Below are 25,176 nucleotides of genomic sequence, written 5' to 3' on the forward strand. Positions count from 1 at the left end.
TTCCCTCACCGTCAACCAGGCCGCCGCGCAAATGCGCCCGGCTCGAAATCATCTACCGCCACGACACGCCTGACAGCCTCTTCGGCGGCCTCGATCTGCCGCGCCTGCTCGTCCGTGATCGCCCCGCCGCGATGCGCCTCACGCCAGTCGCGAACGCCTTCGCGTTTCAGCTTATCGTGCAATGGCTGCACAGCATTGACCAGCGCAAACGCCCGCTCCAATTGCGCCAACACATCATCGCCCTCACCGCGCTGCAAGTTGGCAATCAGCCGATCCCGCGTAGGCGATGGCGCCAACAATAAATCGGCACACTCGCGCGTCAGCGCATCACTGGGACCACGATTCAAACGCACAGGCAACACTATCGCTCGCAACACCCAAGCCAACGGACGCTTCGGCAAATTCGCCAGCACCTGGTCAAAGCGGGTTTCCAAGCGCGCGCACCCGTCCTCCATGCACCACATCACCAACGGCAGATCCGCATGATTACGCCCCTCGTCCTCCCAGCGCTTGAGCACCGCCGACAACAAATACAACTCTGCCAGGATATCCCCCAAGCGAGCCGACAACATTTCACGCCGCTTCAAGGCGCCGCCCAAGGTGCCCATCGCGACATCCGCAACTAATGCAAACGCCGAAGCATAACGACTCAACCTGCGATATTGCCGCGCAACAGGCCCACTCGACGGCGCGCGTGCCAATACACCGCCCGTCCAGGCCCGGCCCCACGCACGCAAGCCGTTCTTGGCGCTATGCGCGAGGTGACGCCAGAACACGTCATGAAACGTCTGCAACCCACGCTCATCGTCCTCGTCCCCTAATGCCAAGACCTCCTGCATCAAGTAAGGATGTGCTCGAATCGCGCCTTGGCCGAAAATGATCAGGCAACGCGTCAGGATATTGGCGCCCTCCACCGTAATGGCGATAGGCAAGGCCCGGTACAACGAGCCCAAGTAATTCGATGGCCCATCGATGACGGCCTTGCCGCCATGCACATCCATCGCATCGTTCACCGCCTCGCGCATACGTTCGGTGGCGTGGTACTTCATGATCGCGGATACCACCGCAGGCTTATGCCCTTGATTCAACGCCGCGCACGTCAACCGGCGCGCCGCCTCGACCAGATAGGCGTTGCCCGCCAGACGACCCAACTTTTCCTGCACGCCTTCGAAGCGGCCTACCGCAATACCGAACTGCTGACGCACGCGCGCGTACATGCCCGTCACGTGCGCGCTGTACACCGCCGCTGCCGCCGACAGTGAAGGCAGCGAAATCCCGCGCCCTGCCGCCAAGGCGCTCATCAACATCTGCCAGCCATGGCCGGCCTTTTCCGTGCCGCCTATCAACGCATCCAGCGGCACAAAAACATCCGCGCCCTGATTCGGACCATTTTGAAATACCTGCATGGAGGGCAAATGGCGGCGTCCTATCGTGATCCCTGGCGTGCTCGTCGGCACCAACGCCACCGAGATTCCCACGTCCACCTCGCCGCCCAGCAAGCCATCGGGGTCCTGCAGCTTGAACGCCAGGCCCAAAACCGTCGCAATTGGACCCAGCGTGATGTATCGCTTGTGCCAATTCAGACGAATCCCTAATACCTCTTGACCGTCTACCATTTGACGGCACACGACACCGGTATCGACCATCGATGCCGCATCCGAACCGGCCTCGGGGCTGGTCAAGCCAAAGCACGGCACCTCGGTCCCGTCCGCCAGACGCGGCAGCCAATGATCGCGCTGTTCCGGCGTACCGAACTGCAGCAATAGCTCTCCTGGTCCCAGAGAATTGGGCACCATCACGGTCACGCCCGCTGTAATGGAATACGCGGAAATACGTCGCACGACTTCCGAATGCGCATAGGGGGAGAACCCTAATCCCCCGTAGGACTCCGGAATGATCATGCCAAAGAAACGCTGCTCGCGCATGAACTGCCAGACAGTCTCAGGCAAATCCCCCTGATGCCAGGTGATATCCCACTCGTCGAGCATCGCGCACAACCGGGCCACGGGGCCGTCCAGAAACTGTTGCTCGGCAGCAGTCAAGGTCGCCTGCGGCACGGCGAGCAACTTGTTCCAGTCAGGATCTCCGGTAAACAGATCCGCGTCCCACCAGACATCTCCCGCCTCGATGGCCTCGCGCTCCGTGTCGGACAGGCCCGGCATGGCCTTGCGAGCCCAGCGGTAGGCAGGTTCGGAAATACGGCGACGGCGCCAGGCATTGAAATCCATATGCAACCTTGTATAGAAGTGCGCGTACGTAACCAAGTTAACAGAATTGCCGGCCTGCGGCATCCCCGAGACCTGCCAAGTCTGCGACAATGAGCCTCGCCGCGAACGGCTTTTTCCACGCTGCTCTTGCCTTTTGTCATGCTCAATAAACTCTGGTTGGGATTCTTTCTTGCTGCGGCGGCGGCCGCCTCGTACCGTTGGCTGGTCATCGGCGACGCCGAGGTCTTCCGCCAGATCGTGGTCAGCCTGTTCGATATGGCACGCGTCTCGGTCGAAGTCATGGTGCTGTTATTCGGCACGCTGACGCTATGGCTGGGTTTCCTGCGCATTGCCGAGTCCGCCGGCCTGGTCGAAAAACTCGCGACACTGCTCGGCCCCCTGTTCGCCCGCTTGATGCCCGAGGTCCCGCGCGGCCATCCTGCCATAGGCCTGATCACGCTGAACTTCGCCGCCAACGGCCTGGGCCTGGACAATGCCGCCACTCCGATCGGCCTGCGCGCCATGCGCGAGCTGCAAACGCTGAATCCCAAACCAGACACGGCCACCAACGCGCAAATCCTGTTCCTGGTGCTCAATGCCTCATCATTGACGCTGCTGCCAGTCACGCTGTTCATGTTCCGCGCTCAACAAGGTGCGGCGGACCCGACGCTGGTCTTCCTGCCGATTCTATTGGCCACCAGCGCTTCGACCATCGCGGGTCTGCTTGCCGTCGCCCTGTGCCAACGCCTGAAGCTCTACGACCCCGTCTCCCTGGCCTGGCTAGGTGGTGCGGCGCTGTTGCTAGGCGGCTTTATGGCGCTGCTGGCCAGCATGTCGGCCGCTGCCATTGCCAGCTTGTCCTCGTTGATGGGCAACCTGATGTTGTTTGGCATACTGCTGGCCTTTCTGATCATCGGCGCGTACAAACGCGTCCCGGTATACGAAACCTTTATCGCTGGCGCCAAGGAAGGCTTTGACGTCGCCAAAAGCCTCCTGCCCTATCTGGTCGCGATGCTCTGCGCTGTCGGCGTATTGCGTGCGTCAGGCGCCCTCGACATCGTCCTGGACGGTATTCGCTGGCTGGCACATGCGGCAGGCTGGGACACGCGCTTCGTCGATGCATTGCCAACCGCACTGGTCAAACCCTTCTCCGGCAGTGCAGCGCGCGCCATGATGCTGGAGACCATGACGCACTTCGGGGTAGACAGTTTCCCCGCACTGCTCGCTGCCATCATGCAAGGCAGCACGGAAACGACCTTCTACGTCCTGGCCGTGTATTTCGGCTCTGTCGGCATCCTGCGTGCCCGGCATGCAGTCGGTTGTGCACTCATCGCTGATTTGGCGGGGGTGCTGGCTTCTATTGCGGTGTGTTATTGGTTCTTTGGGTAATTGGCGGGTCGTTGAGACGAAGCGTCATCGATAGGCGGATGTCCATCGCTGTGAAGACGTTCCTGCCGGTTCAACCAACGATGAAGCCATCATCATCAATACCCCCAACAGCAGGGACATCCGTAATGTGTCATTAACGCGAGCCGTCGTCCGCCGTGTAAAAGGGGCACCGGGCCGTTGAGCCGCGATTTAGCCCGCGCAGCGGGCCGAGGCCCCTGCTCATGGGCCGAGTCGCGGCGATAGGCCCGGTGCCCCTTTTACACGGCGGACGACGGCGCCTAAAGAACCCAATACCATGCATGCAGCGATTATCTATGCAACATGCAAAAAAGCATGCAAAAAAACTATTCGACGATCAGAATCTTCATCCCATTCGTCCCCCCACTATCCCGATACGAATCCCCCTTCGTCAGGATCACCCAATCCCCCACCTGCACACGCCCGCGCTTTTTCAGCTCGCCAATCGCCGCATCACTCAACTCCGCCGGATCATAGGCCGAAGGATCAAACGGCACCGTATAAACCCCCCGGAACATCGCCGCACGATGCTGCGTCTGACTATGCGGGCTATAGCAATAAATAGGCACCCCTGAACGAATCCGCGACATGATCAACGGCGTATGTCCGCTTTCGGTCAACGCAATGATCGCCTTGACTCCAGGAAAGTGATTCGCCGCATACATCGCCGCCAATGCGATCGTCTCATCGCAGCGGGTAAATGTCTCACCCAGACGGTGATGCGAATGCGTACTGGTAGGATGCTTTTCCGCGCCCAGACACACCCGCGCCATCGCCTGCACCGCCTCGACCGGATACTGTCCCGACGCACTCTCTGCCGACAACATCACCGCATCCGTGTAATCCAGCACCGCATTCGCGACATCCGAGACCTCTGCCCGCGTCGGCAACGGACTGGAGATCATCGACTCCATCATTTGCGTCGCAGTGATCACAACCTTGTTCAAGGTACGCGCATGTTGAATGATGCGTTTCTGAATGCCCACCAATTCAGCGTCGCCCACCTCGACACCCAAATCACCGCGCGCGACCATCACACCATCGCTGGCGCGGATCAAGGCGTCGAGCGCCTCATCATCCACCACTGCCTCGGCGCGCTCGATTTTGGCGACAATCCAGGCCTCGCTGCCGGCCTCGCGCAACAGTTGCCGTGCCTCATCGATGTCGCTGCCATAACGCGGAAACGACACCGCAACGTATTCCAGCTCGAGCTCGGCCGCGACCAAAATGTCGGCCCGGTCCTTGTCAGTCAGACTCGGCGCAGACAAACCGCCACCACGCCGATTGATGCCCTTGTTGTTTGACAACGGACCACCGACCGTCACCGTCGTATGCACCGCATCATCAACGATGCGGTCTACCACCAGCACCACGCGTCCATCGTCGAGCAACAGCTCATCGCCCGCTCTGCAGTCCTGAACCAATTCAGGGTAGTCGATGCCGACGATGGAAGCATTCCCTGCATCTTTCGGGTGGCTATTGGACAACACGAACTTGTCGCCGACATGCAGCACGATTTGTTTGTCGGTGAATCGTGCGATGCGAATCTTGGGGCCCTGCAAATCGCCCATCAGTGCAACATAACGGCCTTGTTTAGCGGCAACCTCTCGAACCAGACGCGCACGTTCGCGGTGATCGTCCGCAGTGCCATGCGAGAAATTCAGGCGAGCCACATCAATACCCGCACGCACCAGGGCTTCCAGTTGCTCGGGCGTCGATGTAGCCGGCCCCAGCGTGGCGACAATTTTGGTGCGGCGCAATACGGACATGAATCACCTCTCTCGCAAAATGATGAATGCATCATGGTACGACGCCGCGGTGAATCGCGGGTGGTACACGGATACAGCAGACTTCAGCGCCTGCACGAGTATTATTAACGTCTTTCGTTGCCAGCGCACCACCACGATCAACACTTATTTTTCCGACCTCGACTATCGTGAAAATCGTCATCGCTCCTGACTCGTTCAAAGAAAGCCTCTCTGCCCCCGACGCGGCTGCCGCCATCGCGCGTGGCATCAAACAAGCTTATCCCGATGCGCATACCGTCTGCGTACCCATGGCCGATGGCGGCGAAGGTACTGTCGAGGCGGTCCTGGCAGCGACGGGCGGTCAGTGGCGCGCAACCGCCGTCACCGGCGCCTTGGGCGAATCGCTGGATGCGCCCTGGGGCTGGCTGGATGATGCCACGGCCGTGATCGAAATGGCTGCCGCAGCCGGGTTGGAGCAAACGCCCCCCGCGCAACGCGATCCGCTGCGCGCCAGCAGCGGGGGTGTGGGCGAGATCATCCGCGCGGCGCTGGATGCGGGCGCCCGCCGTATCATCCTCGGTCTGGGAGGATCCTCGACCAACGACGGTGGAGCAGGATTGCTGGCAGCGTTGGGCGTGCGCTTTCTGGACAAGGCAGGTAAAGACCTGCCGTCCGGCGGCGCGGCGCTGGCCGAGCTGGATCGCATCGATATACAAGGTCTGGACCCGCGTCTTGCGCAGATCCAAATCGACATTGCCTCTGACGTCGACAACCCTCTGTGCGGCCCGCAAGGGGCTTCGCATATCTTTGGCCCGCAAAAGGGTGCGACACCAGAACAAGTCGCCTTGCTGGACAACAGCCTGAGCCATTTTGCCGATATCTGCGCGCGCGACCTGGGGCGCGATATGCGTGACGAGGCGGGATCGGGCGCTGCCGGCGGATTGGGCTTTGCCGCGCACGCGTTTCTCAATGCACGCTTTCGCCCGGGGGTAGAAGTCGTCGCAGAACTGGGCAAACTCGCGCAAGCCATGGAAGGCGCGACGCTCGCCTTCACCGGCGAAGGCCGCATGGATGCTCAAACGCTACGCGGCAAAACGCCTGCGGGCGTCGCACGTATCGCGCAACATGCCGGCGTGCCCGTGGTGGCCCTGGCAGGCTCATTAGGCGAAGGCTATGAAAAACTGCATGCAGGCGGCATTACGGCGGCATTCAGTCTGGCGCCAGGGCCTGTCACGCTGCAACAGGCTTGCGAAAACGCCGCACAATATCTATGTGATCGTGCCCGCGATGTGACCCAGCTGTGGGTAGCCGCCAGCAAACGCATGCTGTAGCGGCAACTATTAGCGTCCGGTGGCTGCACGTACAGAAGACGTGCAGCCCTTACAGCAGCTCATGTACGGCGTTGCAGCGAACTGCCGTTGCGACGGCTGACAGCGCCGTGTGGCAGCGGCCATGCTCTACACCGCGACGGCCCCGGCCTCGACCAATGCATCCGTCATCCGGATGAATTTTTCGACGGAGATTTCTTCCGCACGCGCGGTCGGAGCGATCTCCAGAGATTCCCACGGGACGAGCGCCGCCCAATCGCCCAACGCACGCCGCAGCATCTTGCGACGTTGCGCAAAAGCGCGCGCCACGACGGTCTCTAATGCGGTCTCGCTGATGGGCCGCAAACGATTCGCAGGCAGGGGCACCATCCGCACCACGGCAGATACCACACGCGGCGGAGGATCAAAGGCTTCCGGCGGGACGTCGAACAGCTTATCCATGCGATAGCGCGATTGCAGCATGACCGACAAGCGCCCATAATCCGCGCTGCTCGGTGCCGCCACCATGCGGTCTATGACCTCACGCTGCAGCATGAAATGCTGATCGCGTACCGTGTCGGCCGCCGCCATCAGGTGAAACAGCAACGGGCTGGAAATGTTATAGGGCAGATTGCCCACCACTCGCAGCCCCGCCCCCAGGGTGGAAAAATCCACGGTCAAGGCATCCGCCTCGACCACGGTCAATCGCTCTGCGGAATGCTGATTACGCAGACGGGCCGCCAGATCGCGATCGATCTCGACCACGGTCAGATGCTTCAGGCTGCGTAACAGCGGTTGCGTCAGCGCCGACAAGCCCGGTCCGATTTCTACGATGTGATCATCCGGTGCGGGCGCAATCGCTCGCACAATACCTTCGATCACACTATCGTCGGTCAGAAAGTGTTGTCCGAAACGCTTGCGCGCCTGGTGCTTACTCATGGATGCACTCTCAGCGCTCAACGATTGTTCTGTTCAATACTCAACTGCTTTTCGAGGCGGTTGTCGATATACGCGCCATTGCGCAGTTGCTCCAGCCAGTCTTCGAATGCAGGTTCGGCGCGGCGTTCGAACAGGATCTGGCGCGCTTGCATGCGCTGCAGCTCATCGCTGACATCATGCTCGCGGCGTTCCTCGACCTGGATCAAGTGCCAGCCAAACGGCGACAGCACAGGCTCGCTGATGCCGCCTACTGCCAGTGCATTCATCGCTTGTTCAAATGCAGGCACCATCTCGCCAGGATTCACCCAGCCCAGATCGCCGCCTTGCGGGGCGTTGTTGTCCTCGGAATACTGACGCGCCATATCGGCAAACGACGCACCGCCGTTTATGACGCGCTGGCGAATCTGCTCCAGACGCTGGCGGGCCTGGTCGTCGGTCATCACCGCGGAGGTCTTGACCAGAATGTGGCGTGCATGCGTTTGCGTGACCTGTACCGGCCCTTGGTTCGCAGGCATCCCCTGTCCAGGCTGAGGCGCAATGGCCGGCGCTGCAGGCGCAGCAGGCCGCGCTGGTTGCGCAGGCGCCGCGACAGAAGCCCCGCCGGCACGATCCAGGACCTTCAAGATGTGAAAACCATTACCGCTTTGAATCACGCCGCTGACTTGACCGGGTTGCAACGATGCGATTGCCTTCACGAACAGGTCCGGCCAGCCATCGATCGGCCGGGCCCCCATCACGCCGCCCTGCAATGCCTCGGGGCCATCAGACGACTCGGCAGCCAGGCTGGCGAAATCGGCACCCTGCTTCAGGCGCGCCAAAATACTCTCGGCCTTGTTGCGCAGGGCAGCCACCTGGTCCGAACTGGATCCCTCTGGGACACGCACGAGAATCTGACCCAGCGCGACTTGCTCGGGACCCGACTGCACACGGGCTTGCGGCGCGGGCTGCCCCGGCGCGGGAGCGCCCGCTCCTGCGCGCGCCGCGGGGTTATTCTGCTGGTCTTTCAGAAAGGCGTCGACTTCGGCATCGCTGATCATGATCTGCGAGTCGACCGCGCGCTGGCGCAAACGATTCATCCGCAGGTCTTGGGACAAGGACTTGCGATACTGATCCCATTTGACGCCGGATTTCTCGACCTCTGTCCTCATATTCGGGACCGATATCCGATTACGCTCAGCGATGCCGGCGATGGCCTGATCGACCTGCGAATCGTTGACGCGTATCCCCATACGGTCAGCCTCCTGGACTTGGATCCGCTCCATGATCAGGCTTTGCAGCACCTGACGGCGCAGGATGTCCTGAGGCGGCACTTGAATACCGCGACGCGTCAGGTCTGCGACTGCATTTTTTGCAGCGCTATCGACCTCGCGCAGCGTGATCACGTCTTTGTTCACGACCGCAGCAATCCCGTCGACCGTCTGGTCACCTTGCTGGGCCGGCTGTGCCGCTCCCGGGCCGGGCTTGGCAGACTGTGGCTTGGGCTGCGCATAGGCTACAGACACCGACGCGCAAGCCGTCAAGACCAGCAAGTTACCGGAGAGCCGGCGCAAAGTGTGCAAGCTACGCATCATTCATACCTTTCAAATGTCGTGCCCTGAGGCGTCTGTGGCGTCACAGACTGATACCCGGGGATACTCTTGTTCAACAGGCTCATGGGATCTGTACCCAGGGACCCCAGACCTGTCAGTTCCAACTGGAAGAACAGGGCCGTGTTCGTGTCGGCTGCGGACACCGCATAACGCTGGAAGACCACACGCCCTGTCCAGCAGCAGTCGCCCTTGTATTCGAGACCGGCAATCGCCTGCGTCACACGCGGCCCGCCTTTGCTCGACGAATTGTTTATAGACGAGGAATCAGAGTCGGAGTTCAGCGCATAATCGATCCGGCCTACACCATACCAACGCTCGGTAAAGGGCCACTGAAACGCCAGGCTGATCTGGTTCTGCCCTTGCGGTTGATAAATCGTGTTCACAGTGGGGTCGCGCTGATATCGATACGACAGCGCCACCGAGGTCAAACGCTGCGGCCGCCAGCGGGCACTGATCAAGCCGCGAGACCAATTACCCTCGTAGGGGTCGAACTGCGCCGCGACTTCGGTACTGAGCGTATCGGTCAGCGCGGCACTCGCCGCCACCAGAAAATCGGAACGCACGTTGCGGTCTTCGCGCGGAGTTTCGAGCGGCAATGTAACGCGCTGGTCTTCGAAATACAGACGCTGCCCAGCCGACAACGACAGCCGCTCGAACCCGGTGTTCGCATCCAGCCAACGCGTCGTCAACGCGGCCGTCAACTGGTTGGCATTGGAAATGCGATCCCAGCCACCGGTATAAATGTTTTCCGAGAACGCCTGCTCAAAACTGAAATCCGCCAGCGTCGTGTCATACACCGGCAGCTTGGATTGATCGCGGTATGGCACGCGCAGGTAATACAACCGCGGCTCCAAGGTCTGGATCGACGCATTGCCAAACAGGGTGGTATCGCGCTCGAACACCATGCCAGCATCGAGCGATATGATCGGCAGGCTGCGAGACGCATTCTTATCGTAAACCCCGCGCATCCCGTACGTTTCAGGGTACGACGCGGTGTTATACCAATCCGTGTGGTACTGCGTATAGTGCAAACCGACCTTGGGAATGATGAACCAGCCTGGACGCTGAATTGGATATGACGCAGTCAAATAAGACTGCAGCCGATCACCGTCCGGTCCCTGACGCACGCCCCTCAACAGCGGCCGCTGAAAACGCACTGCAGTCGTCGTCCATTCCAGATCAACGCCCCCCAGATCGTAACGCGCGCCCTTCAAATACAACTCGGGCAGCTTGTTCAAGGGCGGCGACAACAGGTCATCCTCATCCTGCAACGTCTGGTATTTATAGACCTGCGCGTAAGCCTGCCAGTAGTTATTGCCCCAGCCGACCTTGCCACGCTGCGGCAAATAGGTGGTCGATGCCTCGTTCAGACCCAGCGTCGAAAAGTCGCGGAAATAGTCGTCGTCAGACGCCTTGGCGTAATCCCAGTCGTAGTAAAAACCGGCCCCGAGCAACTGCTGGTGCCGCGAGCGGAACATCCAGCGCCGTTCACCGGTTTCCTGGTCACTGGACATATAGGTGCCGACCATGTTGCCCGAATACGTGCTGCCCATGTAGCGGAATTCCCCGCCCAGTTGGGGGCCACGCTTGCTCAGATAGCGCGGCTGCAAGGTCAAGTCGTAGTTGGGCGCCAGGTTGAAGTAATACGGCACGGACAAATCCACGCCGCTATTACTGGTGATCCCATACGTGGGGATCAGAAACCCGGATTTGCGTTCTTTTTTGACGGGGAAGGTCAAATAAGGCGACGCCAGCAACGGCACGCCCTTGAAATACAGTACGCCGTTGCGGGCCACGCCTTCGTTTTCGTCGAAATCCAGATCAACGCCATCGGCCTCGATATACCACGACGGATCAGCGCAAGGGCAACCGCTGTACCGCACGGTCGTCAAGCGCATCTGCGACCGGCTGAAAATCTCGGCGTGCTCGGCGCGTGCAGCACCGCCATTTGCCCCGATCCAGAAATTCGGCGAATCGATTTCGCCGCTATCGGTGTCCACGTTGAACTGCGCGGCCGGGCCTGTCACCAGCGTCCCATCGCGCATCATCCGCACATTGCCCTGCAGGGTCGTCTCGCCCGTATTGTTGCGATAGTCGATCCGATCGCCCTTGACGACGCCGTCAATACGACGCACCTCGGAATGCCCTGTCAGGGTCACATTGCTATCCGGGTTGCCCTCGATGTGGTCGGCCTGCAGATACGAGGCCACATCGTCTTCGGGTACGCGATGAATGCGCAGTCCTGGCGACGTGCGCAACTGAGGCGCCACCTGCAGCCTGGACGACGCCCCGGATTCCGTCTCGGCGGACGAAAGCGTGCCCTGGCTACCCTGGGCATGGACGGCGCCCGCCAAGCTGACAGCAGAGAGGATCAACCACCGGACCATATGCACCGTGAACGTAAACCTTTTACAGAAAAACCCCGCCCCGGCACAAACCGGCGCCGTGGCGATGATGACCCGACCACGCCAGACATGGGAACATGCCTGTCAACGGGAGCGACCCGGTATTATAGAGAAGCTGTGCGCAACATCCTTCACTGAAAGCGCCCGGTACGAAACCAAACCCTACCGCAATACGAGACGGCCCTCTTGAGCACCGACCACGATTCCCGTTTTACCCAGGTCCAGACTTGGCTGAATACGCTGCCCGCCGGCTTGGCCCTGGCCCCTGAAACCCTGCAACCGGCTTCCAGCGACGCCAGCTTCAGGCGCTATTTTCGCCTGAATGCGGGCGACCGTACGGTCATCGTCATGGACGCGCCGCCGCCGCACGAAGACGTCCGCCCGTTTCTGCACGTGGGCAACTTGCTGCGAAAAACCGGACTGAATGTGCCACAGATACTGGCACAAGACCCCGAACAAGGTCTGCTGCTGCTGTCTGACCTGGGGCGCGACACGTACTACCAACGCATCCAGGCCGGTCTCAGCGACGATCAATTGCAGTCGCTCTACCGCGATGCCCTGGCTGCGCTCGTACGCATGCAACAGGCCAGTGTGGACGGACTGCCCGCGTACGATCGCCCCCGTCTGGCGGCCGAGCTTGAGCTTTTCCCGGAATGGTATGTCGGGCGGCACCATGGCGTACAACTGGACGACAAAACCGCTGCGGCGCTCCAGCATATTTTCGGACTGCTGTCAGACGCGAACGCCGCTCAGCGCCCCGTTCTGGTGCATCGAGACTTCCATTCCCCCAATTTGATGGTGTGCGATGACCCCGTCTACGGGCCCAACCCCGGGATTCTGGACTTTCAGGATGCGCTGGCTGGCCCCATCACCTATGACCTGGCCTCTCTGGTGACTGACGCCCGCACCACCTGGGAAGAACCCCAGCAACTGGATTGGGCGGTGCGCTACTGGGAAATGGCCCGCGCCGCGGGATTGCCGGTCGACAGCGACTTTGCGGTGTTCCACCAGGCCTACGAATGGATGAGCCTGCAACGCAACCTGCGCATTCTGGGTGTGTTTGCCCGCCTGAATCACCGCGACGGCAAGCCGTCCTATCTGGCGCACATGCCCCGCGTGAACGCCTATGTCCGCCAAGTCGCGCAGCGTTACGGGGTATTCACGCCGCTGCTGCGGCTGCTGGACCGCCTCGACGACCGTGAAGTCCAAGTGGGGTATACGTTCTGATGCGCGCCATGATCCTGGCGGCCGGGCGTGGCGAACGCATGCGGCCGCTGACTGACCACACGCCCAAACCCCTGTTGCCCGCAGGCGGCAAACCGCTCATCGCCTGGCATCTGGAACGCCTGGCCGCGGCGGGCATTCGCGAAATCGTCATCAACCACGCCTGGTTGGGCGAGCAACTGCCCGCGCAACTCGGCGACGGCAGCCGTTTCGGGGTGCAGATCGCCTATTCCCCCGAATCCCCTGCCGCCCTCGAAACGGCCGGCGGCATCGCCCAGGCGCTGCCTCTCTTGGGCGCCGATCCGTTTCTGGTGATCAATGGGGACATCTGGTGCGATTGGGATCCCTCGGCGGCGCAGGCGCGGCTACGCGATATGGATCGCGCGGGCGCTGACGCCTGGCTATTGCTGGTGGACAATCCCGAGCATCACCCTCAAGGCGATTTCATCTTGTCCGCACAAGGGAAAGTCCGCTCGGAAGGTCCGCACGCGGCAAACGGCCCTGGCGCAGACGCCAACGCATCAGCCCGTTCCCCGACGTTGACGTTCGCAGGCATCGGACTGTACCGCCCTGCGCTATTCGCCGATCTGCCTCGCGCTACGCCAGCGCCCCTGGGACCGTTGTTACGGGCCGCCATGGCGCGTGATGCCGTCGTGGGCGATCATCATCGTGGCGCATGGACCGACGTCGGGACTCCTGAGCGGCTCGAGGCGCTGGACGCGCGGCTGACCCGCGCACCAGGGCAATAAAGCAAATATTTCCAAGCGGCGCATAGGCAACTGAATTTGTCTGACGTAACCTAGGCGCCGATACAAACGTTATTCTTTACGATTTTTGGCCGGTGTGAACCGGTAACACACGCACACAAGGTTTTAAGTATGGGGATGTTCGGACGCTCGCAACGAGCTGCTTTCAAACCGTCGGTTTATCAGCCCAGCAAGCGGGCCCGCCGCATGCCGCGGTGGCTCGGCGTGCTATTGGTCGGTATCGGCTTGGGCGCGGGCGGCTTGTTGTTTCTGCAAGCCAATTATGGCCCGCCACGCCTGACTGCCGAGGAATCCGAGCAGCTACAGTCCGAACTGAATACGGCCAATGCCGATCGGCAACGCTTGCGGACTCAAGTCAACGAGGCAACCACCCAGCGTGACGCCAGCCAAGCTACCGAGACACAAGCCACCACCGCGTTGGCGGAGGCTCGCACCCGGCTGCAAAAGGCCGAGCAAGATCTGCTGATTTTCCAGAATATCGTGCCTCCCGATCCACGCGGCACGGACATCGGCGTACGCGCGGGTTCGTTCAGCCGTGCTCCGGGCAAACTCAGCTACCAGGTCCTGCTGATGAAAGAAAGCAAGGACACGGAATTCAAAGGCACGTTGCGGCTGACGGTGCAGGGCGTCTATCGCAACGGACGCGCAGGCGCTATCGAGCTGGATCCTATTGATGTCACGCTGGGGCGTTATCACGTGGCTCAGGGTACGGCAGAATTGCCCGAAGGCTTTACGCCGAACGCCATACGCATCCAGGTGCTGGATCCTTCCGAGCGCCAACAAGCCATGCGCTTGTATTACGTGCGCGGTTAAGGCCGCGCTACGCAACAATGGCGGGCCGACATGGCCCGCCATTGACTGACATCACGCACCGCCGGCGCTCAGTTTTCCTGCCGGCGATGACACACGTGCTACTGCTTGACCGCGTACAAATAAATCTCCACACGGCGGTTCAGAGTACGGCCTTCGGCCGTGCCGTTGTCGGCAATCGGGTCGCGGGCCGCACGGCCTTCGATACTCATGCGATCTTGCGCCACACCCTTGCTGGCCAGATAAGACGTCACACTGCGCGCGCGGTTATCCGACAGCGTCTGATTGTGGGCGGCCGAACCTGTGCTATCGGTATGTCCCACCACCTTCGTACGCAACTCGGGATGCTGAGTCAGCGCACGCGCCACACTATCCAGCACCGGCAGCAAGGCCGGTTTCAAAGCCGTCTTGTCGGTATCGAACGAGACGTTGCTGGGGATATTGACCTTCAGGCTGCCATCGGGCATTTCGACCACGTCAATACCCAATGACGACGCGCCGGATTGTTGGACGTCTTTCTTCACGCCGGACCAGTTGTATCCGATCAGCCCCCCTGCCACCGCACCAATACCCGCACCGATGGCGGCTCCTTTACCGTTGCCGATCAACGCCCCGATACCCGCTCCCGCAGCAGCGCCGGCACCCGTGCCGACCGCCGTATTGGTTTGCTGTTGAGTCGCGCAACCGGCCACCAGCAACGTGGCGGCGGCAAATGCCGCGATACGGGGAAATGTTCTTCTTACTTGCATGACAGCCTCCAATAGCGCAACGAAATGGCGCAAATAGACATTGCCGGGCAAACCGGCGAGATGATGCTAACAAGGCGTCCTCTGCCGACTGCAACTTTTTGTACCAGATGCGGCGCCGATTGCAAAGCATGTCACGCAGAGTTTGCCAAATTATTTCAACGACCTTGCAATGAATCGACATGATTGCAACTGTGAAATGGCGTTTAGGCCCTCTCAATAACGGCGAGTACAACCATTGGGGCTAACACCGATATCAACGGTTGCGCCTTTTAATTAGCATGGGTTGTATCTTTATGGGTTTGGTGCAACCGGATTTTTCCAACGGGTTTGCAGTAGGCCACTTAAAACGGGTAAGTGAATTGCAAACCACCGCTCGCGCCGACGCGCGCATTGCCTCTCCTGCGGCTCCTCGCCGCAAATCACGAGCACCGTGGGCAACCTGGCTCCACCGCATTTTCGTCGTCTTGATGTACCTTTTCATGCTCAGCCCGCTGATTTTTGTAGTGTGGCTCAGCTTCTTCAAGGACGCCATTCTGTATTTCCCGCCGTCGGGTTATACCTTGTCCTGGTATCACAAGGCAGTCACGGACTCAGCCTTTGTCAATGGCTTCATCACCAGCCTGCAGGTTGCGATCATTGCCTCGCTCTGCGGCGTGACGCTGGGTGTGGCCGCATCGCTCGGCATCATCCGGTATGCATTCAAGGGCAGCAACGTGATCAATACGCTGTTGCTCTCGCCCCTGCTGGTCCCCGGCATCGTCGCCGGCGTGGCCATCTATCTCGCGTATTTACAGGTCGAAAACATCCTGGACATGGACGTGGTGGGCACCTATGGCGGGTTGGTGCTCGCGCACATCTGCCTGACCATCCCCTGGACGGTGCGTCTGGTCTCGGCCAGCATGCACGGCCTGGACCCTTCCATCGTCGAGGCGGCGCGCAACCTGGGCGCCAGTCCCCGCATCGCGTTCTGGCGCATCACGCTCCCTATGCTTCGCCCCGCGATCGTCGCCGCGTCTCTGTTCAGTTTTGTCGTCTCGTTCGAAAACCTCGAACTCTCGCTGTCGTTGGTAGGCCCCGGTCGCACCACGCTTCCCATTGCGATCATGCAATATCTGGAATTCAACCTTGACCCGACCATTGCGGCGGTATCCGCGATCCAGATTCTGCTGTTGGGCATCGTCATGCTGGTGACCGATCGCTTCGTCAAACTCAGTCAGGTGGTTTAGTAATAATGGCAAAGGTCTCTATTGAGCGGCTTAAAAAGACGTTCGGTTCTGCCGTCGCAGTCTCGGATTTTTCCCTCGACATCGCTGATGGTGAACTGGTTGCCTTTCTGGGCCCGAGCGGCTGCGGCAAGACCACGACGCTGCGCATGATCGCAGGCTTTATCGAGCCTACTGCTGGCACCATCCGCATCGGCGACGATGACGTCACGCATATGCCGGTCCACAAACGCAATACCGGCATGGTGTTCCAGCGCTATGCATTATTCCCGCACATGACCGTCAGCCAGAATGTCATGTTCGGCCTGGAAATGCATAAAGTCGGAGCCGCCGAGCGCGACAAGCGCATGCGCGCCGCGCTGGACATGGTGCGCATGTCCCAGTTTCATGACCGCTATCCCCGCCAGCTATCCGGCGGGCAGCAACAGCGTGTGGCCATCGCCCGCGCCTTGGCGATACAGCCGCGCGTGTTTCTGCTGGACGAGCCGCTCTCCAATCTCGACGCCAAACTGCGCCTCGAAGTACGCGAGGAAATCCGCGAACTGCAACGCAATCTGGGTCTCACCACGATATTCGTCACCCACGACCAGGAAGAAGCCCTGGCCATCGCCGACCGCATGGCCATCATGTATGACGGCAAAGTACAACAGATCGGTTCGCCAGAGGCGCTATACGAACGCCCAGCCAATCTATTCGTGGCCGACTTCCTGGGCAAAATGAATTTCTTCGAAGGTTCGATCACCGAGGCGGGCAAGTTCCGGACCACGAATCAGCGCGACATTGCCATCGCCGGTGCAGATAGCGGCATCAAGAAAGTCGGCGTGCGTCCCGAACGCGTCACCTTATCGGCCGAGCCCCAAGGCCCCAATGCCCTCGCTGGGGTCATTGATACCGCAATCTATCTGGGCTCCATCATCGACGTCCGCATGCGCCTGGACTCGGGGGAGTCCGTCAGTGCGCAAGTATCCAATCGGGGCGGCACTCACGTTCAGCACCTGTCCGAGGGCACCCGCATGCATGCGTGCTTTGACCCGGCAGATTGCGTGCTATTCAGCGAATGAGGCGGCACGACATGGATTCTGCTGAAAAAAGCGCGCGCCAAGGCCGGCGCATGGGCGCCAGCCTGGCGTTTCCCGCATCGATCATGGTATTGATCGTGATGCTGGTGCCTATCCTCATGCTGTTTCGCTACAGCTTCAATCATTTCGACAACGGGATGATGGTCGACGGCTTCACGCTGGACAGCTACCTGAAGTTCTTCGGTGACCCGTACTACCGGGATGTCTTTCTGAATACGGTCTATGTCGCAGCCGTGTGCACGATCCTGTCATTGATCCTCGGCTTTCCGGTCGCCTACTTTCTGGCCAAATCGCAAAGCCGCTACAAAAGCCTGTTCATCATCCTGCTGGTCTTTCCCCTGATGGTCGGCAACGTCGTGCGCGCTGCGGGTTGGATGATCATCTTGGGCAATGCAGGTTTCGTGAACTATTTTCTACAGTTGTTCGGGTTCACAGATCAGCCGGTGCAAATGATGTACACGCCCTTTGCCGTCATCGTCGGCACAACAGGCGTAGTGCTGCCGTATTTCATTTTGACCTTGCAAAGCGTGCTTGAAGGCATCGATTTTTCCGTCGAAGAAGCAGCCCAAAGCCTGGGCGCCAATTTCTTCGTGAGTTTCTATCGCATCGTGTTGCCCATTGCCGCCCCAGGCGTCGCCGCCGGGACCGTGTTGGTTTTCATCCTGTGCATGAACGCCTACGCCACGCCCGTGTTATTGGGCGGCACAGGCATCACCATGATGGCGCCTGCGTTATACGACCAGATCACCAAGGCCGCAAACTGGCCATTCGGCGCCTCCCTGGCCCTGGTGCTGGTCGTCGCCACCTTGGCCATGGCCACGCTTTCCAATTGGTTTATCCATCGCCGCTACGTCAAGACGATGGTGTCCTGATCCACCTCTTTGCCGAATTCTAGGAGTGCCCCGATGTCTGCAGTGCTATTCAAGAACGGGAATTTGCTGGACCCCACGCAACCCGAGCTACAAGAAGGCTATGACGTACTCGTCGAAGACGGGTTGATCAAAGAAGTCTCCGACAAGCCCATCAGCGCCGCATCGGCCCGCATCATCGACGCCACGGGCAAGACCGTCATGCCTGGCCTGATCGATCTGCATGGGCACGTCATGGCCACGCAGCTCAACCTCAGCAGCCAGGGCGCGTTGCCCGACGCGCTGGTGATGATGCGGGCCGTGCCCATCATGGCCGCCATGCTGCGCCGCGGTTTCACCACACTACGCGATGCGGGTGGAGCAGGCTGGGGGTTGAAATGCGCCGTCGAGGAAAACACCATCGTCGGCCCCCGCCTGTTTATTTCCGGGCGTGCGCTGAGCCAGACTGGCGGCCATGGCGATCCGCGCCAACGTTCGGATCATTTGCGCCCCATGAGCTATTGCGGCTGCTGCTTTCGTGCCGGTGATATCGGCCGCGTCGTCGATGGCGTCGACAACCTGCGACGCGCCGTACGCGAAGAGTTCCAAATGGGCGCCGACCAGATCAAGATCATGGCGTCTGGTGGCGTAGCATCGCCCACCGACCCCATTGCTGCCTATGGCTATTCCGAAGAGGAAATCGCCGCGATCGTCGCCGAAGCCCGTGGCCGTCAGACCTATGTCATGGCGCACTCGTACACCGCCGAGGCCATTGAGCGCGCGGTTCGCAACGGCGTACGCACCATCGAACACGGCAACCTGATCGACGAACCCGTGGCCAGACTGATGGCAGAAAAAGGCGCCTATGTGGTGCCCACCCTGGTCACCTACGAAGCGCTCGCCAACGAAGGCGCTTCGTACGGCCTGCCCGCCGACAGCGTCGCCAAGATCGCGACCGTGCGCACCGCGGGCCTCGCTTCGCTAGAGCTATACAAACGCGCAGGCGTCAAAATGGGCTTTGGCTCAGACCTGCTCGGGCCCTCGCAACGACTGCAAAGCGACGAGTTCCGCATTCGCGCCGAGGTCCTGCCGAACTTCGACGTCCTGCAAAGCGCCACGGTAATCGGTGCCGAAATCCTGAACATGCAAGGCAAGCTCGGCCAACTCATCCCGGGCGCGATTGCCGACGTGCTGGTGGTCGATGGCGACCCGTACAACGACATCAACTGCCTGCTCGGCCAAGGCGACCACATCCCGCTGGTCATGAAAGCTGGCCAGATCTATCACGACGAGCTTGCCGCCTGAATCTGATTAAAGGAATCCCATGTCCAAGCCCGACAATCCCTACATCAATTCCCAGCCCGGCGAGGAAATGGGAGACCTCAATGCCAGTAAAGGCTGGAAGCCTCCCGTTCCCGCAACCTCTCGCGATCGCGGTGAGGGCCCCTTTAAACGCCTGGTACTGCGCGGCGCCACCATCATCGATGGCACCGGCGCGCCGCCGTGGGGACCAGTCGATATCGTCGTGGAGAACGAACGTATCGTCGCCCTGATCGGCGTCGGTGCTTCGCTGGACACGATCAATCCGGCACGTCGCCCTGCCCCTGGCGATCACGAGATCGACTGCCACGGCAAATTCGTCATGCCCGGCCTGATCGACTCGCATGCTCACATCGGCACGCCGTACCACTCCATGTGCGACGTCGAGCCTCCCGCCGACTACATCTACAAACTGTGGCTGGCGCACGGCGTCACGACGGTACGCGAAATGGGTGGCCTGAACGGGCTGGGATATACCCTGCAGCAAAGAGAAGCCTCGGCCAAAAACGAAATCGCGGCACCGCATATTCTGTCGTACGCCTATTTCCCCGCCGTCAATGATCGCGTCAAGACCATTCACACTCCCGATCAAGCGCGCGATTGGGTACAGCGCCTGAAGGCCCGCGGTGCCGACGGCATTAAATTTTTCGGCGCACCGCCCACGATCATGCAGGCGGCGCTGGACGAAGCCGCCAAAGTCGGCCTGGGCTCGGGCTGCCACCACGCTCAAATGGCCGTGACGCGCGTCAACTCGCTGAAGTCCGCCAAATGGGGCCTGACCAGTTCCGAACACTACTACGGCCTGCCCGAAGCCCTGTTCGAGAACCAGGTCGTACAGAACTACCCCACCGACTACAACTACAACGACGAATACTTCCGTTTCGCGCTGGCCGGCCAGACGTTCAAACAAGCCGCGGCCCCAGGCAGCGCAAAGTGGAAATCGGTCATGGAACAGTTCCTGGAACTGGGCCATACCTTTGTCCCCACCTTCAACATCTATGACGCCAACCGCGATCTGATGCGCGCGCGCCGTGCGGATTGGCATGACGAGTACACCTGGAAAGCCGTCTGGAAATATTTCCAACCCCAACGCGGCGGCCACGGTTCCTACTGGTATCGCTGGAGCACCACCAACGAAATCGAATGGAAAGAAAACTATCGCCTCTGGATGCAGTTCATCAACGAGTACAAAAACCTCGGCGGCCGTGTCTGCGCCGGCAGCGATAGCGGCTTCATTTTCCAGATCTTTGGTTTCGGTTTGATCCGCGAACTGGAGCTGCTGCAAGAGGCCGGCTTCCATCCGCTGGAGGTCTTGCGCAGCGCGACCTCGCAGGGCGCCGAATTGCTCGGCGTCAACGAGGACCGCGGCTCGGTCGACATCGGCAAACGCGCCGATCTATTGATCCTGCAGGAAAACCCGCTCGAGGATTTCAAACTGCTGTATGGTACGGGCGCACTGCGCCTGAACGACGGCACCGGCCAGCCTGAATGGCGCCGCGCCCTGCAATACACCATCAAGTCCGGCATCGTCTATGACGTAGACCAATTGCTCGCCGATGTACGCGCATTGGTCAACGATGGCTGGGGCGATGACAAGAACCGGCCGCCTTATGTACGCTGATCCTCGCGCCTCCGATTCGACGGACTCCCGCCTTGACGCTGCTTTCGCGGCCGACGGCACATCCAGTGCTTCGGCCGCCTCGAGCAACGACACGGCGCCTGGTCAGCACGGCGCCGTATCACGCGACAACGCGCCGATTGAGCTCATCATCCTCGCGGGTTTCCTGGGCAGCGGCAAAACCTCATTGCTGGTTGACCTGTTGCAAAGCGATGATCGCGGTGAAACCGGCGTCATCGTCAACGAGGCCGGTGAAATCGGCATCGATGGCGTGATCGTCGAAGACGGCTCGCAGAACTCCGTCACCATGCTGGCCAACGGCTGCGTATGCTGCTCGCTGCGCAGCAGTCTGGTTGATACTGTGATGTCGTTGCTCGACGCACCCCGACCCGCAGGCCATGGGCCTCTCACGCGCATCGTGCTGGAAACCAGCGGCCTGTCGCGGCCCGGTCCCATCATCGCCTCGCTGGCAGATCCGCTGCTCGGTTCACGTGGATTGCGTATCTCGGTAGTCAGTACCTACGACTGCGAACGAGGGTTGCTCAACATCGAGTCCTTTGACGAGGCTGCAGCCCAGCTCGCCGCTGCGCAACGCATCGTTCTGACCAAAGTCGATCTGATCGCCCCGGAAACCATCGAAGAGCACCTTAGCGCCATTCGCGGCGTCAATCCGCTGGCCCAGATCGTCGCAGATACTGATCGCACCCAGGCCGTGCGGCAGGCGTTCACCACACCACCCACCAGCGATCCGGTTGACCTCGCACTGCAGGCATTGCTCTCATCCGACACGCGTGCGCAAGCGCATCCCCGTATCCATGTGCTCAAAGGCACACGGCGTCAACCGGCCGAATGGGAGGATCTATCGATCTGGCTGGATGATCTGGCGGGTCTGTGCGGCGATCGCCTGTTGCGAGTCAAGGCAGTCTTCAACGCCACCGACTGCGACGAACCCATCCTGATCCAAAGCGTGGGCACGACGTTCGGCATGCCGCGCAGAATGACGCAACGTACCGACACAGACGACATCTGCGTTGTGATCACCCGCGATATCGATGCGGCGGACATCAACGCAGCCTTTCCTGATGCACCGGTCCTATTGACCGCTGCTGCCGTTTTCCCTTTTCCCCAGCAGGAAGCTCCACCCCTGCGCCATTTCCACAGAGGGCACCATGCATAAGCACAATCTCCATCGACGCGGCTTTATCAAGCAGGCGGCAGGCCTGGCCATCGCGCCGGCCCTGCCTCTGATCCCTGGCATGGCACACGCCGCCTCCTCCAATGTCGTAGTCGGGACCTGGGGCGGCGATTACCAAAACCTGCTGCAGCAGTTCATCAGCCCCATTGTCAAGGCCCAAGGCGTCGATGTGGTCTTCGATACGGGCAACGCCACGGCGCGCAACACCAAACTTAAAGCCGAGCGCAACTCGCGTCGCGGCTCCATGGATATCGCACTGCTTGGTGACCTGGACATGTACGACGCCAGCACGGCCGGCGTACTCGAACCAGTGACCGCGGACAAGATCCCCAACCTCGCCAACGCGATCGACACCTTCAAGACGCCTTATTCCATTCCCCATATTTTCAGCGCCATGGTGCTGGTCTATAACAAGGACCTGGTCACCACACCGCCTCATTCATTCAAAGATGCGCTGGATCCCAAATACAAGGGCCGCGTCGGCTTCTCCGACATTCTCTTTAACTTCAACACCCTCTTTGTCGGCCTGGCAGAAGGCGGCGACGGCTCCAGCTTTGAGCCCGGCTACGCGTTCCTGAAGAAGCTCAAAGCCAACTCACCCAAAGTCTTCCCGTCCAACGAAGCCGTCGCCGCCGCCTTCAAATCCGGAGAAATCTGGATCGCCTGCATGTGGAAAGCCCGCGCGCTGCAATGGAAAGAAGCCGGCTTGCCGCTGGAATTCGTCATCCCCGAGGAAGGCGCCATCCCCGTGACATTCGAGGCCGCCGTTCCCAAAAACAGCCGAAACAAAGACGCGGCCTGGAAATACATGAACGCGCTGCTCGATCCCGCCGGCCAAGTGCATTTTGCCGACACCATGGGATATGCGCCTACGGTCAAGAACGCCTCGCTGCCGCCCGAACTCCAGGCATCCGTCGGCTTTACCAAAGAAGAGCTCGCCCGCATTCATCCTTATGACCTGAAAGCCCTGGCCAGCCATCGCGCAGCCAGCCTGGACTTCTGGAACAAGGAGTTCAAGGCCGGGCTGTAACGCCCTCTATCGCGCCTCTCGCACATCTATCGATCTCACCGAAGGAAACCATCATGGGACAAGCTCCTGCACGCAAAATACCCGCCCCTCGCGCCATGATTGTTGCGCCTCAACCCGAGGCCGTCGCCGCAGGGGCAGAGATTCTGCGTGCAGGAGGCTCGGCGCTGGATGCGGTGATCGCCTGCGCCATGGTGCAAGGTGTCGTGGATCCGTTGATGTGCGGCATCGGAGGTTTCGGCATGCTGCACATCCATGACCCGGCGACGGGGATCCGCAAAGTCTACGAAGGCTTTGGCGGATGCCCCATCGAGAGCCGCGCCGACATGTGGCAGGACATCGTCTTGGGTGAAACGACAGACGGTTTTGGCTTCATCGTCAAAGACTGCGTGAACGAAGCCGGTGTGCAGTCGGTCACTGCCCCGGGTATCCTCAAAGCCCTTTCCGCCGCACATGCGGAATTCGGCAGCATGGCTTGGAGCGATCTTTTCGGGGCTGCCATCGACTGCGCCCGCGATGGGTGGATCGTACGGCCTCACGTCTATACCGTTTTCACGCAAAACGAGCGTAAATACGGCCGCATGAATTACGGCGAAAAACTCGCCCTCACGCCGGACGGGCACCGTATTTATCTGGAACCGGATGGCTCATACAAAAAGCTGGGCTCTTATATTCACAACCCCGACTTGGCCGCCACGTTGCAAACGCTCGCAAAGGAAGGCGCCGACAGTTTCTACACGGGCTCCCTCGCCGCACACATCATTGATGACGTGCGCAACAACAATGGCCTGCTCTCTACAGCGGACTTGGCGCAATTTCGCCTGCGCACCTCCGACCCGCTATCGGTCGACTATCGCGGCTGGCGTGTAGACATGCCTGCACCGCCCGGAGGCGGTGTACTGGTGGGACAGATCCTGCGCATCGCCGAGCAATTCGACTTGCCGGCCCTGGGTCACAACTCACCCGAATACATCCGAGTCCTGGCCGAAGCGATGAAAATCGCCCTGCGCGACAAGGAACAATTCATCGGCGACCCCGACTATTCCGACAATCCCATTGACCGCCTGCTGTCCGACGCCTATTGCCAGGAACAGGCGGCACGTATCCGTTCCGGCGAAAAGGCCAACGTCGTCCGCCGCACACCCGGGGAATCCAAACACACCACTCACGTCAGCGCCGTCGATGCCAACGGCATGATCGTGTCGTTGACGCACACGCTGGGCAATCCCTCAGGGTTCATCGTCAAAGACGCGGGTTTTATGATGAATGGTGCCATGAGCACCTTTGACCCCACGCCCGGCACGCCGAACTCCATCGGGCCTGGCAAACGCCGTTACTCGTCCATGTGCCCCAGCATCGTCTACGACGGGGAACAACCCGTGCTCACGCTCGGCGCACCCGGAGCGTCCTGGATTGGGCCCGCGGTCGCACAGGTCATTCTCAACGTACTCGAATGGGGCATGGGCGTTCAAGAAGCCATCATCGCCCCGCGCCTCGTCGCCACCAGCAACGCCATCGACATTTCCAACCGCATTCCTGTCGGTGTACAAAAAGCGGTAGAACAGCTCGGCTACGAAGTCCGCCGCAGCTACCTGAGCTACGCCTTTGCAGGCGTACATGGGATTACTCTGTTTGATGGCAAACTCGAGGGCGGTGCAGACCCGCAACGGGATGGGTATGCGGAAGGGGTCGCGTAGTCGTTGCCAAGCGAAAG

Annotated in this window: 19 protein-coding genes; 13 read left to right on the plus strand and 6 right to left on the minus strand. The window is 60.5% G+C overall.

Annotation, left to right across the window (positions count from 1 at the left end):
- Positions 1–11: 11 nt before the first annotated feature.
- A complete protein-coding gene (locus tag ACYVIT_RS18175) occupies positions 12–2,228 on the minus strand; it encodes an acyl-CoA dehydrogenase (protein ID WP_415806800.1) in 2,217 nt (738 codons plus the stop codon).
- 138 nt (positions 2,229–2,366) lie between these two features.
- On the opposite strand from ACYVIT_RS18175, the gene ACYVIT_RS18180 reads away from it, so the two are divergent.
- Positions 2,367–3,596, plus strand: coding sequence for a nucleoside recognition domain-containing protein (locus tag ACYVIT_RS18180; protein WP_415806799.1), 1,230 nt, complete (start codon positions 2,367–2,369; stop codon positions 3,594–3,596).
- A 344-nt stretch (positions 3,597–3,940) separates the two neighbouring features.
- On the opposite strand, the gene pyk is transcribed toward ACYVIT_RS18180, so the two are convergent.
- Complete coding sequence (gene pyk, locus ACYVIT_RS18185) at positions 3,941–5,383, minus strand: pyruvate kinase (RefSeq protein WP_415806798.1); 1,443 nt, start codon at positions 5,381–5,383, stop codon at positions 3,941–3,943.
- 167 nt (positions 5,384–5,550) lie between these two features.
- Here pyk and ACYVIT_RS18190 point away from each other — a divergent pair, with 167 nt between their 5' ends.
- Positions 5,551–6,693 (plus strand): glycerate kinase, encoded by a 1,143-nt coding sequence (locus tag ACYVIT_RS18190; RefSeq protein ID WP_415806797.1) that lies wholly within the window; start codon positions 5,551–5,553, stop codon positions 6,691–6,693.
- 126 nt (positions 6,694–6,819) lie between these two features.
- On the opposite strand, the gene rsmA is transcribed toward ACYVIT_RS18190, so the two are convergent.
- The 3 genes from rsmA to ACYVIT_RS18205 are packed head-to-tail and all read right to left on the minus strand — an operon-like array spanning position 6,820 to position 11,590.
- A complete protein-coding gene (gene rsmA / locus ACYVIT_RS18195) occupies positions 6,820–7,608 on the minus strand; it encodes a 16S rRNA (adenine(1518)-N(6)/adenine(1519)-N(6))-dimethyltransferase RsmA (RefSeq protein ID WP_415806796.1) in 789 nt (262 codons plus the stop codon).
- 17 nt (positions 7,609–7,625) lie between these two features.
- Positions 7,626–9,179, minus strand: coding sequence for a peptidylprolyl isomerase (locus tag ACYVIT_RS18200; RefSeq protein WP_415806795.1), 1,554 nt, complete (start codon positions 9,177–9,179; stop codon positions 7,626–7,628).
- The gene (locus tag ACYVIT_RS18205; RefSeq protein WP_415806794.1) at positions 9,176–11,590 is read right to left on the minus strand and encodes an LPS-assembly protein LptD; all 2,415 of its coding nucleotides are present in this window, start codon (positions 11,588–11,590) and stop codon (positions 9,176–9,178) included. Before ACYVIT_RS18205 ends, ACYVIT_RS18200 begins: the two co-directional genes overlap by 4 nt.
- A 198-nt stretch (positions 11,591–11,788) precedes the next feature.
- Here ACYVIT_RS18205 and ACYVIT_RS18210 point away from each other — a divergent pair, with 198 nt between their 5' ends.
- The 3 genes from ACYVIT_RS18210 (at position 11,789) to ACYVIT_RS18220 (ending at position 14,406) form a co-directional block, all read left to right on the plus strand.
- The gene (locus tag ACYVIT_RS18210; protein WP_415806793.1) at positions 11,789–12,829 is read left to right on the plus strand and encodes an aminoglycoside phosphotransferase family protein; all 1,041 of its coding nucleotides are present in this window, start codon (positions 11,789–11,791) and stop codon (positions 12,827–12,829) included.
- The gene (gene murU / locus ACYVIT_RS18215; RefSeq protein ID WP_415806792.1) at positions 12,829–13,575 is read left to right on the plus strand and encodes an N-acetylmuramate alpha-1-phosphate uridylyltransferase MurU; all 747 of its coding nucleotides are present in this window, start codon (positions 12,829–12,831) and stop codon (positions 13,573–13,575) included. Before ACYVIT_RS18210 ends, murU begins: the two co-directional genes overlap by 1 nt.
- 135 nt (positions 13,576–13,710) lie before the next feature.
- A complete protein-coding gene (locus tag ACYVIT_RS18220) occupies positions 13,711–14,406 on the plus strand; it encodes a DUF6776 family protein (RefSeq protein ID WP_415806881.1) in 696 nt (231 codons plus the stop codon).
- Between the two features lie 98 nt (positions 14,407–14,504).
- Here the strand turns inward: ACYVIT_RS18220 and ACYVIT_RS18225 are convergent, their stop codons facing one another.
- Complete coding sequence (locus tag ACYVIT_RS18225) at positions 14,505–15,152, minus strand: OmpA family protein (protein ID WP_415806791.1); 648 nt, start codon at positions 15,150–15,152, stop codon at positions 14,505–14,507.
- Positions 15,153–15,619: 467 nt separating this feature from the next.
- Here ACYVIT_RS18225 and ACYVIT_RS18230 point away from each other — a divergent pair, with 467 nt between their 5' ends.
- Genes ACYVIT_RS18230 through ACYVIT_RS18265 form a run of 8 tightly spaced genes read left to right on the plus strand, consistent with a single transcriptional unit; the run spans position 15,620 to position 25,159 of the window.
- Positions 15,620–16,378: an ABC transporter permease gene (locus ACYVIT_RS18230; protein ID WP_415806880.1), complete on the plus strand. Its 759-nt coding sequence runs from the start codon at positions 15,620–15,622 to the stop codon at positions 16,376–16,378.
- A gap of 5 nt (positions 16,379–16,383) precedes the next feature.
- The gene (locus tag ACYVIT_RS18235) at positions 16,384–17,436 is read left to right on the plus strand and encodes an ABC transporter ATP-binding protein (protein WP_415806790.1); all 1,053 of its coding nucleotides are present in this window, start codon (positions 16,384–16,386) and stop codon (positions 17,434–17,436) included.
- 11 nt (positions 17,437–17,447) lie between these two features.
- The gene (locus ACYVIT_RS18240) at positions 17,448–18,326 is read left to right on the plus strand and encodes an ABC transporter permease (protein ID WP_415806789.1); all 879 of its coding nucleotides are present in this window, start codon (positions 17,448–17,450) and stop codon (positions 18,324–18,326) included.
- A gap of 33 nt (positions 18,327–18,359) precedes the next feature.
- Entirely contained in the window at positions 18,360–19,607 is a 1,248-nt protein-coding gene (locus ACYVIT_RS18245) for a metal-dependent hydrolase family protein (protein ID WP_415806788.1), read from the plus strand.
- A gap of 19 nt (positions 19,608–19,626) precedes the next feature.
- The gene (locus tag ACYVIT_RS18250) at positions 19,627–21,243 is read left to right on the plus strand and encodes an amidohydrolase family protein (RefSeq protein WP_415806787.1); all 1,617 of its coding nucleotides are present in this window, start codon (positions 19,627–19,629) and stop codon (positions 21,241–21,243) included.
- Complete coding sequence (locus tag ACYVIT_RS18255; RefSeq protein WP_415806786.1) at positions 21,233–22,417, plus strand: CobW family GTP-binding protein; 1,185 nt, start codon at positions 21,233–21,235, stop codon at positions 22,415–22,417. The genes ACYVIT_RS18250 and ACYVIT_RS18255 overlap by 11 nt, the downstream gene beginning before the upstream one ends.
- The gene (locus tag ACYVIT_RS18260; protein WP_415806785.1) at positions 22,410–23,465 is read left to right on the plus strand and encodes an ABC transporter substrate-binding protein; all 1,056 of its coding nucleotides are present in this window, start codon (positions 22,410–22,412) and stop codon (positions 23,463–23,465) included. The genes ACYVIT_RS18255 and ACYVIT_RS18260 overlap by 8 nt, the downstream gene beginning before the upstream one ends.
- Positions 23,466–23,518: 53 nt before the next feature.
- Entirely contained in the window at positions 23,519–25,159 is a 1,641-nt protein-coding gene (locus ACYVIT_RS18265) for a gamma-glutamyltransferase family protein (protein ID WP_415806784.1), read from the plus strand.
- Positions 25,160–25,176: the final 17 nt, after the last annotated feature.

Source organism: Bordetella muralis (genome assembly GCF_054781015.1).

Bases quoted from the DNA above. Each gene is read 5' to 3' on its own strand.
- ACYVIT_RS18175 (WP_415806800.1), bottom strand. From the start codon at position 2,228: ATGGATTTCAATGCCTGGCGCCGTCGCCGTATTTCCGAACCTGCCTAC.
- ACYVIT_RS18180 (WP_415806799.1), top strand. From the start codon at position 2,367: ATGCTCAATAAACTCTGGTTGGGATTCTTTCTTGCTGCGGCGGCGGCC.
- pyk (WP_415806798.1), bottom strand. From the start codon at position 5,383: ATGTCCGTATTGCGCCGCACCAAAATTGTCGCCACGCTGGGGCCGGCT.
- rsmA (WP_415806796.1), bottom strand. From the start codon at position 7,608: ATGAGTAAGCACCAGGCGCGCAAGCGTTTCGGACAACACTTTCTGACC.
- ACYVIT_RS18200 (WP_415806795.1), bottom strand. From the start codon at position 9,179: ATGATGCGTAGCTTGCACACTTTGCGCCGGCTCTCCGGTAACTTGCTG.
- murU (WP_415806792.1), top strand. From the start codon at position 12,829: ATGCGCGCCATGATCCTGGCGGCCGGGCGTGGCGAACGCATGCGGCCG.
- ACYVIT_RS18220 (WP_415806881.1), top strand. From the start codon at position 13,711: ATGTTCGGACGCTCGCAACGAGCTGCTTTCAAACCGTCGGTTTATCAG.
- ACYVIT_RS18225 (WP_415806791.1), bottom strand. From the start codon at position 15,152: ATGCAAGTAAGAAGAACATTTCCCCGTATCGCGGCATTTGCCGCCGCC.
- ACYVIT_RS18230 (WP_415806880.1), top strand. From the start codon at position 15,620: ATGTACCTTTTCATGCTCAGCCCGCTGATTTTTGTAGTGTGGCTCAGC.
- ACYVIT_RS18235 (WP_415806790.1), top strand. From the start codon at position 16,384: ATGGCAAAGGTCTCTATTGAGCGGCTTAAAAAGACGTTCGGTTCTGCC.
- ACYVIT_RS18240 (WP_415806789.1), top strand. From the start codon at position 17,448: ATGGATTCTGCTGAAAAAAGCGCGCGCCAAGGCCGGCGCATGGGCGCC.
- ACYVIT_RS18245 (WP_415806788.1), top strand. From the start codon at position 18,360: ATGTCTGCAGTGCTATTCAAGAACGGGAATTTGCTGGACCCCACGCAA.
- ACYVIT_RS18250 (WP_415806787.1), top strand. From the start codon at position 19,627: ATGTCCAAGCCCGACAATCCCTACATCAATTCCCAGCCCGGCGAGGAA.
- ACYVIT_RS18255 (WP_415806786.1), top strand. From the start codon at position 21,233: ATGTACGCTGATCCTCGCGCCTCCGATTCGACGGACTCCCGCCTTGAC.
- ACYVIT_RS18260 (WP_415806785.1), top strand. From the start codon at position 22,410: ATGCATAAGCACAATCTCCATCGACGCGGCTTTATCAAGCAGGCGGCA.
- ACYVIT_RS18265 (WP_415806784.1), top strand. From the start codon at position 23,519: ATGGGACAAGCTCCTGCACGCAAAATACCCGCCCCTCGCGCCATGATT.